Source organism: Rothia endophytica, assembly GCF_039543885.1.
Lineage (GTDB): Bacteria > Actinomycetota > Actinomycetes > Actinomycetales > Micrococcaceae > Rothia > Rothia endophytica.
Genome location: NZ_BAABKP010000001.1, coordinates 1 through 17301, shown reverse-complemented (window position 1 = coordinate 17301; position 17301 = coordinate 1). Strand labels below are relative to the sequence as shown.

15 protein-coding genes are annotated in these 17301 nt (G+C 56.0%); 6 read left to right on the top strand and 9 right to left on the bottom strand.

What is annotated here, in order from left to right; translation table 11 throughout:
• Positions 1-66 precede the first annotated feature (66 nt).
• Positions 67-981, bottom strand: a complete 915-nt coding sequence (locus ABD982_RS00075) for a LysR family transcriptional regulator ArgP (protein WP_345443135.1) — start codon at positions 979-981, stop codon at positions 67-69.
• A 70-nt stretch (positions 982-1051) separates the two neighbouring features.
• On the opposite strand from ABD982_RS00075, the gene ABD982_RS00070 reads away from it, so the two are divergent.
• Entirely contained in the window at positions 1052-1672 is a 621-nt protein-coding gene (locus tag ABD982_RS00070; protein WP_251379656.1) for a LysE/ArgO family amino acid transporter, read from the top strand.
• A 192-nt stretch (positions 1673-1864) separates the two neighbouring features.
• On the opposite strand, the gene ABD982_RS00065 is transcribed toward ABD982_RS00070, so the two are convergent.
• From ABD982_RS00065 to ABD982_RS00035, 7 genes are all read right to left on the bottom strand, one after another.
• Complete coding sequence (locus tag ABD982_RS00065; RefSeq protein ID WP_345443130.1) at positions 1865-2785, bottom strand: aldose epimerase family protein; 921 nt, start codon at positions 2783-2785, stop codon at positions 1865-1867.
• Positions 2766-3020: a hypothetical protein gene (locus ABD982_RS00060; protein WP_345443127.1), complete on the bottom strand. Its 255-nt coding sequence runs from the start codon at positions 3018-3020 to the stop codon at positions 2766-2768. The genes ABD982_RS00065 and ABD982_RS00060 overlap by 20 nt, the downstream gene beginning before the upstream one ends.
• 122 nt (positions 3021-3142) lie before the next feature.
• Positions 3143-4288: an ABC transporter ATP-binding protein gene (locus ABD982_RS00055; RefSeq protein WP_251379659.1), complete on the bottom strand. Its 1146-nt coding sequence runs from the start codon at positions 4286-4288 to the stop codon at positions 3143-3145.
• 32 nt (positions 4289-4320) lie between these two features.
• Positions 4321-5691 (bottom strand): ABC transporter substrate-binding protein, encoded by a 1371-nt coding sequence (locus ABD982_RS00050; protein ID WP_345443123.1) that lies wholly within the window; start codon positions 5689-5691, stop codon positions 4321-4323.
• Positions 5692-5701: 10 nt separating this feature from the next.
• Positions 5702-6649, bottom strand: coding sequence for a carbohydrate ABC transporter permease (locus tag ABD982_RS00045; protein ID WP_251379661.1), 948 nt, complete (start codon positions 6647-6649; stop codon positions 5702-5704).
• A 4-nt stretch (positions 6650-6653) separates the two neighbouring features.
• Entirely contained in the window at positions 6654-7577 is a 924-nt protein-coding gene (locus ABD982_RS00040) for a carbohydrate ABC transporter permease (RefSeq protein ID WP_345443118.1), read from the bottom strand.
• Between the two features lie 38 nt (positions 7578-7615).
• On the bottom strand, positions 7616-9823 hold the full coding sequence (locus ABD982_RS00035) for an alpha-galactosidase (RefSeq protein WP_345443115.1): 2208 nt from the start codon (positions 9821-9823) through the stop codon (positions 7616-7618).
• A gap of 296 nt (positions 9824-10119) precedes the next feature.
• Between ABD982_RS00035 and ABD982_RS00030 the strand changes: the two genes are divergently transcribed.
• Genes ABD982_RS00030 through ABD982_RS00015 form a run of 4 tightly spaced genes read left to right on the top strand, consistent with a single transcriptional unit; the run spans position 10120 to position 16521 of the window.
• Positions 10120-10896, top strand: coding sequence for a DeoR/GlpR family DNA-binding transcription regulator (locus ABD982_RS00030; protein WP_345443112.1), 777 nt, complete (start codon positions 10120-10122; stop codon positions 10894-10896).
• Positions 10897-10898: 2 nt separating this feature from the next.
• Complete coding sequence (galT, locus tag ABD982_RS00025; protein WP_345443109.1) at positions 10899-12023, top strand: galactose-1-phosphate uridylyltransferase; 1125 nt, start codon at positions 10899-10901, stop codon at positions 12021-12023.
• Positions 12020-13342 carry a galactokinase gene (gene galK, locus ABD982_RS00020; RefSeq protein ID WP_237203094.1) on the top strand — a complete coding sequence of 441 codons (1323 nt, stop codon included), beginning with the start codon at positions 12020-12022 and terminating at the stop codon, positions 13340-13342. The genes galT and galK overlap by 4 nt, the downstream gene beginning before the upstream one ends.
• 29 nt (positions 13343-13371) lie before the next feature.
• Entirely contained in the window at positions 13372-16521 is a 3150-nt protein-coding gene (locus tag ABD982_RS00015) for a glycoside hydrolase family 2 TIM barrel-domain containing protein (protein ID WP_345443102.1), read from the top strand.
• A 2-nt stretch (positions 16522-16523) separates the two neighbouring features.
• Here the strand turns inward: ABD982_RS00015 and ABD982_RS00010 are convergent, their stop codons facing one another.
• Positions 16524-17057, bottom strand: a complete 534-nt coding sequence (locus ABD982_RS00010) for a hypothetical protein (protein WP_345443099.1) — start codon at positions 17055-17057, stop codon at positions 16524-16526.
• A gap of 43 nt (positions 17058-17100) precedes the next feature.
• Between ABD982_RS00010 and ABD982_RS00005 the strand changes: the two genes are divergently transcribed.
• On the top strand, positions 17101-17301 hold a 201-nt coding region (locus tag ABD982_RS00005), incomplete at its 3' end, for a hypothetical protein (RefSeq protein ID WP_345443096.1).

Genomic DNA, 17301 nt, shown 5'->3' with positions numbered 1-17301 from the left:
GCTTCAACAAAGAATACTTTACTTGTAAAGTTTCCTCCCCGCAAGCCACAGTTAAAAAAATTTTCCTTACCTTAGCCCTCCCCCGCGCTGGGCCGCGTTATAGACCTTCTCACTGAGTCGCTGCAGGACCGGGGAGCTAATATTCCAGTGCTGCCAATAGAGTGGAACGTCAATGGGTTCTTCCGTTAGTTCAACCAAATCATCAGACTCTAGAGCATCTAAACACTGAGCTTCCGGCACAATTCCCCAGGCGATTCCAGCCAAAACTGCGCGAGCATAATCGGGGGAGCTAGGAATGTAAATTCTTGGTGGTACACCTAGGGCGCTTAACTCAACATTAAAGCGTTGCGCTAACAAATCACGGGCAGAGGATAACCCAAAGTCTTTACGGTCGAACTCAACCACAGGAGCTAGTGCCAGTTCATCAGCAGTTACTTTGGGGTAGTGGGGAAAGTAAGTGCGCACATACTGGCCCGACGCAACCACGTGGTAGCGCATCTCCCCCAGCTTCTCTACCGAGCACCCCGGGATTGATTCGGGGCGAGAAGTCAACGCTGCCATAACCTCACCCGAACGCAGTAGAGCTGATGAATGGAATTCTCCCTCGCGGCGTACGTCGCAAAAAATTTTGTCCTGCGCGGCGAGCTCACCTACTGCAGTGAGGAACCAGGTCGCTAGAGAGTCAGCATTGACCGCCACAGCTACACTCTGGACAGCGCCGCCGCCACCCAGCTCCCGCTCCATCTCGCCGTGCAAGAACTCGCTTTGCCGGGCAATGCGTAGCACACTCTGGCCCGATTCCGTGGGGGCAACAGGGTTAGTGCGCTTGAGGAGCACCCTGCCAGCTAGTTGCTCCATTGCCTTAATACGCTGGGACACCGCCGACGCGCTGATTCCCAAGAGATCGGCAGCGGCATCGAAGGTGCCGTATTCAATCACGGTGACAAAGGTGTGTAACTGGTCGGTAGTAAAACGCATCATAAGAACATCTTATGTTATTGAAGTTTCATTAGATGGCTTTATTAGCCCTAGGCGGGTACGGTGGTACCTCGTGACTACTGAAATGCTTCCCACCATACTATTGGGCGCCACCACAGGGCTTTCCCTCATTGTTGCTATTGGCGCCCAGAATGCCTACATTCTGCGCCAGGCGATCATTGGGAAATTTGTGTGGCCTATTGCTATTTTCTGCATCCTTTCGGATGCTCTGCTCATTGGGTTAGGCGTCTTTGGCATCGGTAAACTCGTGGATTCTGCTGCTTGGGTTCTAGAGCTAATGCGCTGGGGTGGAGGGCTCTTTCTCATCTGCTACGGTCTACTTGCCGCCAAACGCGCTTTAAAGCCCAGCGCAATGACTGTAGTCACCGGCCAAGATGGGCCTAAAACTGTGGGCAAAGCACTGCTGATTGCTGCAGCCATGACCTACCTTAACCCCCATGCTTATTTGGACACCATCGTCCTGCTGGGTGGCATTGCCAATCAGCAGGGGGAGAACCGCTGGCTTTTCTATGCTGGCACCGTAGTTGGTTCCACGCTCTGGTTCAGCTTGCTGGCTAGCTGCAGCCGCTTCTTGCGCCCCATCTTCGCCAATCCCCGCGCCTGGCGTGTTCTGGACGCCGGTATTGCCGCACTCATGTTCTTCCTGGCCTACAAAATCATGTTCAGCAGTTAGGTAGATATTCCCTAGGATGACCGGCTGCCGTACCTCTTTAATGATGGTCATATAAGAATTCATCGCTGTATTTAGAATCCAAGCTGGTCCGAGCCACGGGTGAGCCCAATGCGTATCACCTCGTGAAGACATAAATAACAGTTTATTGGCCTCATGTAAGCATACTGGTGACACCTGGAAGTCCCGATAGTTTTACAGTGCCGCCAGAGACCAGCTCATCGTATGCCACTGCCCCGGATTTAGCAGCTCCAGATCTTTACCGGTCACAAAGGCATTTGCAGGAGCACTCATTGGTTCAACAGCAACCCCACGGCGGGCTGTTCCATCGGTATAAACCTGCACCCATCTAGTACCCTCCCCCATCATCAACAGGGTTCCACCGCTGGCACCACGCAAGGTTACGGCTGTGCCGATAAGACCACCAAACCCATGGTCAAGATTCACACCGGCAAGCGGGCGCTCCACACAGAAATCAAGGGTGCTGCCAGCAACCGGGTGCTCCGCTACAGGAATCATTTGGTGGTCAGTTTCCAGGTAGCGGGTAGCGGGCAGTTCAAGGCTCCACCTATCAATCACACCCTCTGTCTCAGCCTGACCATCAGCAAGCAGATAGGGGTGGAAACCCGCGGCATAGGGAGCGAGAGTTTTACCCCTGTTCTGCGCGGTAAGCACAACATGTAGCCCCTCCCGGGTAAGGGTGTAGACCAGTTGCAGGGAAAGGCTAAAGGGATAGCCGGGTTGCGGGTATAGGTGCAAACTGCAGGTAAGTTGCTGCCCATCATCAACCGTTACCGGTTCACCCAGGTGCCATGGCACCCAGGCCACTAGCCCGTGGCTAGCATTTCCCAGCTCAGGTTCGGTCACGGACAAGCGCTGTTCACCCTCAAAGTTATATACACCGTTAGCTATACGGTTAGGCCAAGGAGCTAAAACTGATCCTCGGTACCCTTCCCTAAGCCCTGGCCCTACCGGTAGGACGAGATCACGGCCACAGGGGGCGAGCAAACGGTTAAGATTTGCCCCAACCTCAGAAATCTGGGCGGTGTAGCCACCTCCGGTCAGGGTTACTAGGGTGCCGTGGACGGGGCTAAAGTCAGGAGTCACGGCTGTCATAGCTTATTAGCACTCGGTTCCCAGCACCGGTCTTCATAAGTTCCAGGCATACCCGCTCGGAGCCTGTTGCCGGCAGGTCCACTTCACGTTCAATATCGTAGGTATCGCTGTTTTCTAGCAAAGCTAAATCCTTATTTGCACCCAGCGTAAAGCTGCCAAAATCGCGGGTTTCCTGCCGAGACTGCTCCACTTCAGCCAGGGGGTAGTTGGTCAGTTTCAGACCCTCGGTGAGCATCTCAAAGGCTTCTCCCGGTGCCCACTGCCCCTACCACGTACCCAGCGTTGTGGGTGGTGCGGTTTCGGTAGCCGGTAGGGGCAGGTAGAGCAGTGGTGCAGCGTCTAAAGGCAGCTAACCAATTAACCCCAGGGGGTATCTTGCTGGTCGGTGGTTGACGTTTCGTCCAGGTTTACGCCGGTTGCCGCATCAAAGAAGTGCAGACGGCCCGAGGGGGAAATCCAGAGCTGGTCATACTGCTTGATGGAGCTGCGACCACCCACGCGCAGGATTACCTGGGCAGGGCGTTCGTCGTTGGTGGTATTGAGCTTGACCTCTGAGGAGAGACCAAGGGAAGCGTAGACATAGGCATCTGCGCCCAGCTCTTCCACCAGGTCTACATGCACCACGATGCCCTCACCTTCGGCTCCGATAGACAAATCTTCGGGGCGCACACCGATGCTCACGGTGTCACCGGTCAGGCGGGAACGCTGCGCCTCAGATAGGGGAATCACGGTGTTACCCAGATGAACACCGGCGGCATCGACCTTGCAACGAAAAAGGTTCATGGAGGGTGAGCCAATGAAACCGGCAACGAACTCGTTGGTGGGCTTGTCGTAGAGGTTGGATGGGGTGTCCACCTGCTGTAGCAGACCGTCCTTGAGCACGGCCACACGATCCCCCATGGTCATCGCCTCGGTCTGGTCGTGGGTGACGTAGACGGTGGTGACACCCAGCTGGCGGGTGAGTTCCGAAATCTGGGTGCGGGTCTGCACGCGCAGTTTTGCATCCAGGTTTGAGAGCGGTTCATCCATGAGGAAGGCGCGGGGCTCACGCACAATAGCGCGGCCCATTGCTACGCGCTGGCGCTGACCGCCGGAAAGCGCTTTGGGCTTGCGATCCAGGTACTGGGTAAGGTCAAGTAGCTTAGCTGCCTCTTCTACGCGGCGGTTGATTTTGTCTTTGGGGTACTTGGCGACCTTGAGGGAGAAGGCGATGTTCTCGCGCACGGTCATGTGTGGGTAAAGCGCGTAGTTCTGGAAGACCATGGCGATGTCGCGGTCCTTGGGGGCGATGTGGGTGACGTCCCTCCCGCCGATGGTGATGGATCCGTCGGTGACATCCTCAAGACCGGCAATCATGCGCAGGGTAGTGGATTTGCCGCAGCCTGAGGGGCCGACGAGCACCAGGAACTCGCCCTCTTTAATATCGAGGCTAACGTTGGATACTGAGGCGCGCTCGGCACCGGGGTAGTGGCAAGTTACATTTTCAAGGGTGACGCCTGACATGGTGCGTCCTTTCTAAATTTTGGGGGCTGACCTTAGTCAGCGGAGGTCTCGAAGAGTATGTTGATAGAGTCATTCACCGCGGAGAGGGTGGATGCCGGCTTGCGGTTGGCGTAGATATCCTCAAATGCCGGGGTGGTGAGCGCTCCGATGTCGGCGCCGTAGTCGGTAATGGGGAAGTAGACCACGTCGTTGCGGGTTACCGGGTCGCTGAAGGCGGCGGTGTCCAACCCCAGCTTGGAGTAAGCCTCGGTAGCGATGGGGGTGGCGTCCTTCCGCGAGGGAAAGACCACGCCTTGCTCACCGATGACGCTCTGGCACTGGTCAGTTGCCATGAAGGCCACCCACTCGGCGGAACCTTCGGGGTCATTGGTATTGACGTTGATGGAGTCCGCTAGGCCGTTCATCATGGTCTTGGAAACACCGGTGTCGGTGTTGGTAGGGAACTCAGCTAACCCAACCTCAAAGCCTGCCTTGGCGTAGGTGGTAATCATCCAGGAGCCGTTGAATGTGATAGCCGCCTTGCTGGAGGTCAACTGAGGTGCTGCACCTTCTGACTGGGGGAAGACGCCGAAAGCCGGCATGTAGCCCTTGTCTACCAGCCCGAAATACCAGTCAATGGTGCTCTGGAAGGTAGGGTCATCAAGGTTGTAGTGGTCACCCCAGACGGGCTTATTGGTTGCTTCCCAGCCGGTAGCAGCGGCAAAGCCGGACCATTGGCCCTGGCCGAAGGTGGAGCCACCAGATTCGGAAAGACCAAGACCGTAGACAGCTACCTTGTTCTTATCGAAACCGGGCTCGTCGCCACGAACACCGTTCTCATCGATGGTCAGGTGAGCAATAATCTGCTCAAAGGAGCCACCGTCTGCAGTATTGAACCCCCAGTTTTCCAGGTCTTCGGCGGTGTAACCGGCCTCCTCAATCATTTCCATGTTGTAGAAGGCGGCGATGGTGTCCCAGTCCTTGGGCATCCCGTAGAGGTTACCGTCAGGTCCGGTCCAGATTTCGGCAAGACCTTCTTGGAAATCATCGGTATTGACGGCGGCGGTTGCCTCAATTTTGTTGAGGGGTTTAATAACCTCAAGGTTGACGTACTGAGCGTACTTAGAGGCGTGGTTGGTGAATACGTCCGGTCCCTGATCGGCGATGAAACCGGCGGTGAGCTTCTGCCAGTAGTCATCCCAGCCGTACTGGGTGATAACCACCTTCTTGCCGGTCTGATCCTCGAACATATCAGCGCACTGCTGGTAGCCGGGAATCTGCCCGGTGTCCCAGAGCCAGTAGTCGATGGCACCAGCGGTGGTACCTTCACCACCGTCGGACGGCGCGCAACCGGTCAGCGCCAACATGGCGGTTGCTGAGAGGGCGAGCGCTCCACGGAATTTAGGGAATCGTTTGAAAGCCATTGTTCGATCCTTACTTGAGGCCGTTGAAGCCGATGGAGTTGACGATGCGCTTTGCAAAGAAGGCAAAGAGAATCATCATGGGCAGGGCGGCGATGAGGGTGGCCGCCATGAGACCTGCCCAGTCGGTGCCGAGCTGGGGTGACTGGGCGCGGAAGACACCGAGGGCGACGGTGAGCACTCGGGAGTTGTCGGTGTAGGACACCATGAGCGGCCAGAAGTAGTCGTTCCAGGCAGCAATGTAGGTGAGGATGCCCAGGGTTGCCATGGGCGCCTGAGCCATGGGCAGGATGACCTTGAAGAAGATTCCGAGGCGGGAGATACCGTCAAGCAGGGCAGCCTCTTCAATTTCGCGGGGGATGTTCATGAAGAACTGGCGTAGGAAGAAGACCGCGAAGGGGGTCATGAACATGGTGGGCAGGGCGATACCGAAGATGGAGTCGATGAGGCCCAGCTCTTTGATGAGCACAAAGTTGGGTAGCAGGGTAAAGATGGAGGGCACCATGAGACCCGCGAGGAAGGCTACGTAGACGATATTGCTGCCGCGGAATTTGAGGCGGGCAAAGGCGTAGGCTGCCATTGCTGAGAAGAAGAGCTGCCCGGCGGTGACCAGGGTAGCCAGCATGGTGGAGTTGATGATGTAACGCCAGAAATTCATGGTGGTGACGGCGCCGCCTTCAGCGATTGCTTCTTCTGCGGTCTGCATACCAAAGACTCGTTCAAAACCGCCAGTGGAGAACTCCGGGGGCAGTGGGTTTGCCGGGTCTAGGTAGAGGGAGGAGTTGGTTGAGAGCGCGGTGCGCAACATCCAGTAGAAGGGCAACAGGGTAACCAGCATGATGATGACCATGGCAGTCCAGGCAAAGATTTTGCCCCAGGGGGACTTCTTGCGGAACTCAGGTTCAGGCGCAGGTGCCGGTTCGGGCTGAACGGGTGGGCGGTTAGTAGTTTGAGTGCTCATGGTCTTAGTCCAAATCTGTGTCGTTGGCGCGGGTGAGCTTGAACTGAATCATGGTGATAATACCGAGGACGATTAATAGGGCTACCGACATTGCCGAGGCATAACCGAACTGGAAGCGGCCGAAGGCGAGGTCGTAGATATACATCTGCAGTACGTTGGTGGCGTTTGCGGGACCACCGCCGGTGGTAACTGCCACGGTGTCAAAGACCTGGAAGGAGCCGATGATGGTCATAATCAGCACCAACGCCAGGATGGGGCGGAGCAGGGGCATGGTGATGGAGAAGAAGATGCGGGTTTCACTCGCACCGTCCATGCGAGCTGCTTCGTAGACGGATTCGGGCAGGGTCTGCAGACCAGCGAAGATTAATAGGGCGGTGTAGCCCATGTGGCGCCAGACGTTAATCATGGCGATGGTGGGAATAGCCCAGAATTCGTCCGTGAGGAAGCCAATTTTTCCAATGCCAATCCATTCAAGGAACTGGTTGAAGACACCGAACTGGGCATCCAACACCCAGAGCCAAACGATTGCGGCGACTACGTTGGAGACCAGGTAAGGAGAGAGCACTACCGACCGCACGAAAGTTGATTTAGTGAGGCGGTGCATGAGCACAGCGATCAAGAGCGCCATGATGGTCTGAATACCGATGTTGAGCACCACGTAGAGCACGGTGACCTTCATGGATCCCCAGAAGATAGGATCCTGGAACATGCGCTCGTAGTTGGAGAGCCCCACAAACTTGGCGGGAGTCAGCAGGTTGTATTCGGTAAAGCTCAGCCAGATACCGCGCAACGTGGGCCACAGGTAGAAGACCACATATCCGAATGCGGCAGGAGCAAGGAAGAGCCAGGGCAGCCAGGGCTGCTGTGCTTTGACGCGACGCCGCTTTGCAGGGCTCGCGGATCGGTGGCCGGTGGCCGATGTACTCATGGTATACCTCTAAGGGTGTATGTGTTGATTGAGGAGTTTTAGAGAGCTGCGAGGTGCAGGATCCGGGACGTTTCGGGCCAAAGACCGGGCAGGAAGAGACCTGCTGAGGCAAGTGCCCTACCGCTAACACGGATGGGCTGTCCGGTGGGCCAGACAGGTGAGGGACGGAAGCCGGTGTGGGCATCCGCATGCCCGGGGGTTACGTCCCTGATTTCATAGATGGTCTCGGGATCAAGGCCACCCAGACGGAACTTGCCCACGGGGTTGGTCTCTGCGAAGTCCAGCTGGTTAATCCCAAAGAGGGCCTCACGACGATCTGCAGAAACCACGCCGTGAACACCAACTGCCTTATCAAAGAGGTCCATACGCACGATGTCACCGCTGTGCAACAGGGCGCGGTGCTTCTTATGGAAGGCAATCCATTCAGCAAGTTCGGCAAATTCTTCAGAAGAAGCTTCGGTGAGGTCCCATTCCACACCCAAGTGCCCCCAGAATGCTGTAGCAGCACGGAAGTGAAGAGTGTGCGTGCGACCAGTTGTGTGAGAGCTACCCGAGGCGATGTGAGAGCCCATAAGCTCGGGTACGATGAGCTGCTGTGTATATCGGTGCATCTGCTGACGCTCTAGTGGGTCGATACAATCACTGGTCCATACCCGATCGGTACGCTGCAGAACTTCAAGGTCCACACGGGCACCACCCGATGCGCAGGCTTCAATTTCTAGACCGGGGAAGTTTTCTTTGATCTCTTCCATCAGATGGTAGGCGGCAAGAGTCTGGGCGTGAACACCGGGGGCGCCGGTTGCGGGGTTACCTGCCTCTACCAGGTGACGGTTGTGGTCCCACTTGATGTATTTGATGCCAGGGTTTTCGGTGAGAACGGCAACCATCTGGTCCCGCACATGGGCGTAGGCGTCGGGGATGGTCAGGTTCATGACCTGCTGGCTACGGATGGTCACAGGCTGGCGACCGGCAGGTGCCATAATCCATTCAGGGTGGTCGCGGGCAACGTCAGAATCAGGGTTCACCATTTCGGGTTCAAACCAAAGCCCAAACTCCATACCGAGATTTTCCACGTGCTCAATGATGGGGGTCAGACCGTTGGGCCACATATCGGGTGAAACAGTCCAGTCGCCTAGTCCGGATGTGTCGTCGCGGCGGGAACCAAACCAGCCATCATCCAGCACGTAACGTTCAATGCCTAGCTCCGCAGCCTTATCAGCAAGGTCTTTGAGGCGGTCAAGATTGTGGTCAAAGTAGACAGCTTCCCAGACATTGAGGGTCACGGGGCGCTGACGCTGGGGGTGGATCTCACGCGAGCGCAACCAGCGGTGGATACGCGCGGCTTGGGCATCCTGCCCGTCACCGTAGTCGGCATAAACCCAGACACCGGTATAACTTTCACCTTCCTCTAGCACCGCTTCGCCGGGGAGAAGAACCTCAGATCCACCGATCACAGCAACTCCGGTGTAGGCGCGTTCTGCCCAGGAACGGTGATTGCCAGAGAAAGCGGTGTGAACGCCCCAAACTTCTCCGCTCTCAAAACCAAAACCAGGAACGCCAGCAGTAAGCAGGGTAGCGGCATCCGCACCGGTGCGCCCCTTGCGAGATTCACGCAGGTGAGCGCCCACGGTCAAGGGCATGCGCTGGGGAACGCGTTCCTTGCCCCAGTGACCGGCAAGATCAAAGAGTTCACGAGCGTTCGAGGGAAGAGGGTAAACAATGCCCAGTTCGCGCACCTCGTAGGCGCCCTGGCCAATGTTAGTGAGAGTGGCACGGGAGCGGATGAGGCCGCTGGGGAACAGTTCCAAGATGATGGTTACGCTCACCCCGGCATCGGTGTCCACGGTGGTAAATTCTAGGGTTCCAGCACCGCCGCTGAGTAGGTTTTCGGTCTGCTCGGCACCCTCTAGGGTGGCGGTAATGCCGGTAATTTTGAGTTTGGTGGTCCATCCGGCTCCGTTCACGCGCCCACCGTCGATGGCGGGACGGCCGTGCCAGCCTGCCTCATGCGTGGCGAGCAGGTTCATTCGGGTGGGTCGCTCCTGGTCGTTAATTGCGATGTGCTGGATGTGGCCAAGCGCTAGAGTAGTGGCTTCATCTGCGGAGGTGGGACCCAAATCTGCACCCCAGTGGATAACGGCAGGTAGCTCGCCTTCGGTGATATCGAGTAGCAGGGATACCCCAGCAGCTCGCAGGTGGAGCTGACTCAGGTGTGCGGGGTCGAGCTGGAGGGGGGTGGGTGTCATGGGATACTCCTGCTAGTTGGGACTGAAACACTTCGGCAAAACCGTTTAATGTTCATTTGTGTTTATTTTGTGAAAGTCTACCGAGATTTTTGTCCTACGTCACTATCTCTTCCTTATTTTTTATTTTATATTGTTTTGACAAGTAAGAATACAAATGAATTATGGGTGCCGTAAATGTCTACACCGTCTCTACCCAGCTGGAAAGCAAACAAAAAATCTCAACCACTGTTCATAAATGTTATATTCTGTGCATAATGGGTGGTGAGGTAGAAGATATAAGAAACCGGAGGTGACAGGTGCTCCCCCAGCAACGCAAGAAGCACATACTGCGCGAAGTTCAGCAGCGAGGTAGCGCCCAAGTACAGGAACTGGCAGAAGCCCTCGGCGTTTCATCCATGACCGTGCGCCGTGACCTAGCAGAACTAGAAGACCAGGGTTTACTCTCCCGAACACACGGCGGTGCTATACCCACTCCGTCCTCCCTAGAGCCAACCTTTGCAGAAAAAATGACCCTACATGCGGATGCAAAAACTGCTATAGCACTCAGTGCCCTGCAGTTTGTGCAGGATGGTCAATCCCTGGGCTTCACTGCCGGGACCACCTGTACCCGCATAGCCCAAGAAATAGCCGCCAGTGGCACGTTCCGAAACCTCACCATCGTGACCAATTCTCTGTCTGTAGCTCATGAGTTCTACCGCACGGCAGATACCGGAGCGCACGGGCACCGGGTGGTTCTTACTGGAGGCGAGCATACCCCCTCGGATGCACTGGTAGGCGCGGTTGCCGATGCCACCCTTGAAAAGCTCAGTCTTGACTTGCTCTTTATGGGCGCTCATGGCGGAAGCACTAAGGGATTGACATCCCCCAACCTTAACGAGGCACGTACCAACGAGACCTTCATGAAGAGCGCAGATACCGTGGTCGCGGTTTTTGACCACAGTAAGTGGGGCACCCCCGGCCTAGCACGCTTTGCCAACTGGTCCGACATCGATATCGCCATTACTTCCTCCGGTATCTCACCGGAGACACACACACTTCTCACCGAATCCGTTGAAAGGCTGGTGGTCGCTTAGTTATGGGCGAGGTACAAGTAAAAATTTCTCGCAGCACCCTAGCGGACGGTCGTGAAATCATCTTTTTTGACGACTCTGAACCCTACCTCTCTGGTGCTAAACAGCGCGGCGCCAAAGACCTGCGTCCACTGGATGAGCGCACTCTGCCCCCTCAGGAGTCAGCATCAATCCGCATCGATCCTCTAACCGGGGACTTTGTGACGCTGGCTGCTCACCGCATGAACCGTACCTTCCTGCCCCCGGCAGATGAAGATCCTCTTGCTCCAGCTGGTGTAGGCAGCGTACCCGGTGAAATTCCCGAGACCGAGTACGATGTGGTGGTCTTTGAAAACCGCTTCCCCTCCCTGCAGGGCCCTCTTGCCCTGGTCAACGGTGACCCTCTCAATTTTGAGACCACTCCTGCCGGTCGCTGTGAGGTTGTTAGCTTCACTCAGGATCATGAGGGTTCCTTCGGCACTCTGGGCTTTAAACGGGCCCGCACTGTAGTGGAGGCATGGGCGCACCGCACCGCTGAGCTTTCAGAGTTGGACGGTGTAAAGCAGGTAGTACCCTTTGAAAATAGGGGTGAAGAAATTGGGGTAACCCTGCACCACCCCCACGGTCAGATTTATGCTTTCTCCTACCTGCCGCCTTACACCGCTGCCCTGGTACGACGAGCGGATGATTGGGCAATAGAGCAGGGCACTGACCTGCTGGAGTCAGTACTGGCATCTGAGCTAGAGGCAGGCGTGCGCATTGTGCGCGAGACCGATCACTGGGTAGTTTATGTACCCTTTGCGGCTAAGTGGCCGGTGGAGTTTATGGTGATGCCGCGCCGGGCAGCCGCCGATTTCGCGGCCCTTACCTCCGCCGAGAAAAATGATTTGACCGAAGTGTATCTCGACATGCTTACTCGCCTCGACCGTTTCTTTGAAGGAGTCGAGAAGACTCCCTACATTGCTGCCTGGGTGCAGAAGCCCCTGATTGATGGTCAGAATATCTCGCGGATGTTCCTCCACGTCTTCTCGTTGCTCCGCGCGCCAGGAAAGTTAAAGTACCTCGCCGGAGCCGAGTCCGCTATGGGTGCATGGATTAATGACACCACCCCCGAACGTATTGCTGCACGTTTTAAGGAGCTGGGAGCATGACCCCCGTCTGGAAGAAAACCCCTAAGCCCACCGAGCTAATCGACAGGGTAACCCAGGCTTTCAGGCTGGCATTTGGCTACGAGCCGACGGCGGTCTATTCCGCGCCAGGACGTGTGAACCTACTGGGCGAGCATATCGACTATTCCGGTGGTACTGTGTTGCCCTTTGCCTTACCCCAGAGAACCTATCTAGCTGTTACTCCCCGCCAGGATAGGCTCTTGCGTGCTGTAACAGCACAGGGCGACGCTGGGGCTTCAGCATCCTCTTCCCCCCGTGAAATAGAACTGGGTGCGATAGCTCCGGGTGCAGTTGAAGGTTGGCTTGCCTACGTCGCAGGAGTTCCTTGGGCAATGGCTCAAGAGGGGCTGGTAAGCCGCGATGAGCTGCCTGGAGCCGATATTGCCATTGATTCCTCAGTACCGCTGGGGGCTGGGCTATCCTCGTCTGCTGCACTGGAGTGCTCTACCGCCCTAGCCTTTGACGCTTTTGCGGCAGCTAATACTGGCAGGGAACCTCTGTCTGCGAGTGATACAGGCAGGACACAGCTTGCTATCGCCTGCATTCGGGCGGAAAACGAAATAGCCGGAGCTAACACCGGTGGGATGGATCAGTCCATCTCTCTGCGCGCTCATCAGGGGTCAGTTCTTGCCATTGACTGCCGCGATTTTTCAACACGCCCGCTCACGGTAGACGTTGACCGCGCCGGTCTTGCCCTGTTGGTTATGGACACCCGCGCCCACCACAATCTGTCAGACGGCCAGTATGCTAAACGACGAGCAGCCTGCGATTTCACCGCAGATACACTGGGGCTTACCACCCTGCGTGACTACTTTGAAAGCACCCCTACCTTGGCTGAAGCGCATCAGCTGGTAGCTCGCTGGGAAGAACAGGTTACAGCGGGCATGGTTGACCTACCACCCCAGACCGATCTGCCGACCGCCCGAGCTGCCCTACGGCATGCCTTGACCGAAATTGCCCGGGTTGAGGAGTGTCTGGCGCTCTTTAGCACAGCAGAAACCACCGAGCAGACCTGGGCACAGCTAGGAGATCTGCTCAATGCTTCGCACGATTCTTTGCGCGATGACTACCGGGTTTCCTGCGATGAGCTAGACCTGGCTGTCAACGCCGCCCGAGCTGCTGGAGCCCTGGGGGCACGTATGACAGGCGGTGGCTTTGGTGGGTCAGCTATCGCCCTGGTATCTCAAGAGCTGGTACCCACCGTCGCAGAAGCTGTAGCATCCGCCTACGAACGCGCAGGCTTTAACCACCCCGAATTCCTGCTGGCAAGCCCCGCAGCCTCAGCAGCTCAGGACCGCTAGACACCGCCTCGGCTCCGAAAGGCAAACTCGTGTTCATCCCTCGTCATTTTGAAAATCTGGAGGTCCTCCACGAGGGCACCCTAGCACCCCACGCTTACTACATACCAGCATCCGGGAACGCTCAACTCAGTGCCCGCGACCTGGTGTACAACCGCGAGCGTTCAGACAGGTTTACCTGCCTGAACGGCACCTGGGCTTTCCAGCTTTTTGATAGCCCTTACGAGGTTCCCGAGGGATTTTTCGCGGGGGACTACCTCTTGGAGGGTTTTACCGACTTACCGGTACCCAGCGTCTGGCAGAATCACGGGTTTGATAGCCACCAGTACACTAATATTCGTTATCCCTTCCCCATTGACCCGCCCTTCGTGCCGCATGCTAACCCGGCCGGTGCCTACATCCGAGATTTTATCTACACCCCTGTGGCAGAAGCACCCCGGGCCCACCTCAATTTTGAGGGTGTGGACTCCTGTTTTTATGTCTGGGTAAACGGCACCTATGTGGGCTACAGTCAGGTTTCACACGCAACCGCTGAGTTTGATATCACCGAGCATCTGGTAGAGGGTAGCAACCGTTTGGCTGTGCTGGTGCTTAAATGGTGCGATGGGAGCTACCTAGAGGATCAGGATAAGTTCCGCACCTCCGGGATTTTCCGCGACGTCTACCTTCTGCATTGCCCCGAGAAAGCACTGCAGGACTTCTTTATTACCTCGGAACTAACCGGCCTTCAGGCGGGGCAGGCTGAGGGTGCTACCGTGCACATTGATGCCGTACTGAGCGGCGAAGTGTCCACCAGCGTGAGACTACAGGACGCCGCAGGGCAGGTTCTTACCAGTGGTCAGCTAACCGCTGGGTCAGCGAGGGAGGGCTACACCCACTCGGTGGAACTCGAGATTTCTGAACCCCACCTGTGGACACCAGAAACCCCCTATCTCTATGAGCTAACGCTAGACACCGAGCACGAAATAATTGCCGATCGGGTTGGTCTGCGCCAGGTGAGCCTGGAAGATTCGGTGGTTAAACTCAATGATCTTCCCTTTAAAATCCGTGGGGTAAATCGCCACGATTCAGACCCCTATACAGGCCCTACTGTTAAAATTCAGCAGGTCAAACGTGATTTTGAGATGATGCTGGCGCACAACGTCAATGCTGTGCGCACCAGCCACTACCCCGGTTCCCCTTACCTCTACCAGCTGGCAGACGAGATGGGCCTGATGGTCATGGCTGAGGCTGATAACGAAAGCCACGGGCACGAACTTAAATATTTACGCGATGAGTCCTACACTCACAAGGTTGAGCACTGGAATGAGTTAGTCTCGGACAACCCCGCTTTTGTTACCGCTACTTTGGACCGTATGCAGCTATGCGTTCAGCGCGAGAAGAACCGCCCCTCCATCCTTTTCTGGTCAGCAGGTAATGAGGGGAGCTACGGGGTTACTTTTGAGACGGCTCTGCACTGGGTCAAGAGCTTTGACCCAACTCGTCTGACCCACTACGAAGGTGTCTTTAATGCCGGTAGCCGCCGCACCTATGACTTCTCCCCCCTCGACATCTACGGGCGCATGTACCCCTCCCTGGAGCATATCCGCGGCTATCTTGCAGGAGAGTTAGCGGCAACTACAGCCACCGGCGGGCAGGAAGGCGCAGGGCTTTTGGGCAAGCCCTACCTGCTCATGGAGTACTGCCACGCTATGGGCAACGGCCCAGGAGATCTTGCGGACTACCAGCAGATCATTGACGAAAACCCGCGCATGATGGGCGGTTTCATCTGGGAGTGGACTGACCACGCTATCTATAAGGGTGCAGACGCCGCTGGGCGCAAAATTTTCTTCTACGGCGGGGACCATGGTGAGGGTATCCACGACGGGAATTTCTGTATGGATGGTCTGGTCTACCCTGACCGCACACCACACACAGGCTTGCTGGAAGCTAAGCAGGTATTCCGTCCCCTGCGGATTACCCATAGCCCCGAACGCGGCGAAATCACCGTACTCAATAATCTGAACTTTAGCGATGCCTCCGATCGGTTTACCCTGCGCTACACCGTGGAGGTCAACGGCACCGAAACAGAAACAGGCACCCTACCCTTGCCGCCCCTAGCACCTGGGCAGAGTGCAATCCTGCCCTTCACGCCGGCGGTACAAGTAGAGTCCGGGGCTGTCTATGTACGCGTAAGCACCGAGCTCACCGCTGACTACGCCCCAGCCGGTGAGGTGCTTTTACCCGCCGGGTATCTACTGGGTTTTGATGAGGGCAACTGGGGCACCGGGATGTTCACCCTGCCAGCGACCAATCCCACCGGTGGCGGGGGAATTACGGTAGCTGAGACAGAAACCGCTCTAACCCTGAGCGGAAGTAGCTTTACCTACGTGTTCAACCGTCTCACCGGTACCTTTAGCTCCATGGTCTTTGGAGGGCTAAGCCTGTTAGAGAAGCCTATGGACTTACAGATCTGGCGCGCCCCCACCGACAATGATATGTACATTCGTGCTGAGTGGCAGCGGGCCCATCTGAATCAGGCCTATACTCGCACCTATTCGTCAAGCTGGCAGCAGGTAGAAGAAGGTGGGGTACTCATTACTGCTCACCTGGGTCTAGTCGCCTGCACCGTCCAGCGTATTCTGACTGTGAACGCCATCTGGAAGGTAAGTACAGGTGGGCAAGTTGAGGTAGAGCTAGCAGTAGTCAAGGACCCCGAGTTCCCATCACTCCCCCGCTTTGGCCTAAGGCTCTTTTTGCCCCAAGCCATGGAGGCAGTGCGTTACTTTGGGCTAGGCCCGCACGAAAACTACATTGATAAGCGTCAGAGTACCTGGCACGGGCTGTTCGAGAACACTGTGGAGGGTCTGCACGAGGACTACATCATGCCACAGGAAAACGGGGCTCACTCCGATACCCGTTTCTTGGAGATCAGCGGTGGTGGGCTTGCTCTGACCGTGACCGGTGAGCGGGTCGGGCAGAGCGAGGGTTTTTCTTTTAACGCCTCCCCTTTTAGCGCTGAAGAGCTAACTCGTGCAGTGCGTAACGTGGATCTGTGCCCAGCTGAGGCAACCGTGCTATCCCTGGACTACCAGCAGAACGGTATCGGCTCCAATAGCTGTGGCCCCGAGCTGCTCCCCCAGTATCGCTTCAATGCCACCAAGTTTATGCTAAAACTCACCTTAAACCCGGCGCTTCTCTAACCTCAAAGCTCCTCTACCTTCACTGCTTGCGTTTTTCCCATAAAACGGGCGAAAGCAGAAAGTATATGCTCAGCAAGACCTCTTGCAGGTTCTCCCGCAAGACCAAGTTCAGCATCTGCTGATATCTCTCTGGGAGCAAGGATGCCAGTACTTACCTCAACGATGGAGGGTAGTGTAGCATCACCAATATCGAAGGTGAAACTGAGCCCATTAGGGAAAGCAGCATGGAGATCAGGTGCAGTCTCTTCGTGGAATCTCAAGGATACTACATCACCCGGTACATAGTGCACTGTCTGCCCTAATAGGGTACTCTCGCCATCCTCATTCTGTTCCAGCAGATACTCTGAGCTTATTTCTATGTGGCTAGTAGGTTCTTGACGCAGCTGCTGAGGCCACCACAGGTGAGTGTAAGCAGTAAAGCCCTGCCAAATCTCTTCAAAAGGTAAGGATAGTTCGGCAAACACAGCATGGGTTTGGTGTTCTGTAGCAGGTAGCGTCGCCGTCTCTGCCTTAGGTTGATGTGAGAAGAGGTCCATGATTTCAGCTTACCTTCCCGGTTTCTAGTCCAAGAACACTTAAATGGATACAAAAAAAGCGAGAGGTTCTAGAGTTTTCACTCTAGAACCTCTCGCTTTTAAGCAGCCTATAAGAGCTGTTATCTCAAAACCATACAGTGGACGCAAACACAAACAAACCAGCCAACAAACCCTGAAAAAAAATAATGTAAGCCTTCGGACTATTAGTACCAGTCAACTCCACGGGAATTCCCCGCGTCCATAC

Bases quoted from the DNA above. Each gene is read 5' to 3' on its own strand.
- ABD982_RS00075 (WP_345443135.1), bottom strand. From the start codon at position 981: ATGATGCGTTTTACTACCGACCAGTTACACACCTTTGTCACCGTGATT.
- ABD982_RS00065 (WP_345443130.1), bottom strand. From the start codon at position 2,785: ATGACAGCCGTGACTCCTGACTTTAGCCCCGTCCACGGCACCCTAGTA.
- ABD982_RS00060 (WP_345443127.1), bottom strand. From the start codon at position 3,020: ATGCTCACCGAGGGTCTGAAACTGACCAACTACCCCCTGGCTGAAGTG.
- ABD982_RS00055 (WP_251379659.1), bottom strand. From the start codon at position 4,288: ATGTCAGGCGTCACCCTTGAAAATGTAACTTGCCACTACCCCGGTGCC.
- ABD982_RS00050 (WP_345443123.1), bottom strand. From the start codon at position 5,691: ATGGCTTTCAAACGATTCCCTAAATTCCGTGGAGCGCTCGCCCTCTCA.
- ABD982_RS00045 (WP_251379661.1), bottom strand. From the start codon at position 6,649: ATGAGCACTCAAACTACTAACCGCCCACCCGTTCAGCCCGAACCGGCA.
- ABD982_RS00040 (WP_345443118.1), bottom strand. From the start codon at position 7,577: ATGAGTACATCGGCCACCGGCCACCGATCCGCGAGCCCTGCAAAGCGG.
- ABD982_RS00035 (WP_345443115.1), bottom strand. From the start codon at position 9,823: ATGACACCCACCCCCCTCCAGCTCGACCCCGCACACCTGAGTCAGCTC.
- galT (WP_345443109.1), top strand. From the start codon at position 10,899: ATGGGCGAGGTACAAGTAAAAATTTCTCGCAGCACCCTAGCGGACGGT.
- galK (WP_237203094.1), top strand. From the start codon at position 12,020: ATGACCCCCGTCTGGAAGAAAACCCCTAAGCCCACCGAGCTAATCGAC.
- ABD982_RS00010 (WP_345443099.1), bottom strand. From the start codon at position 17,057: ATGGACCTCTTCTCACATCAACCTAAGGCAGAGACGGCGACGCTACCT.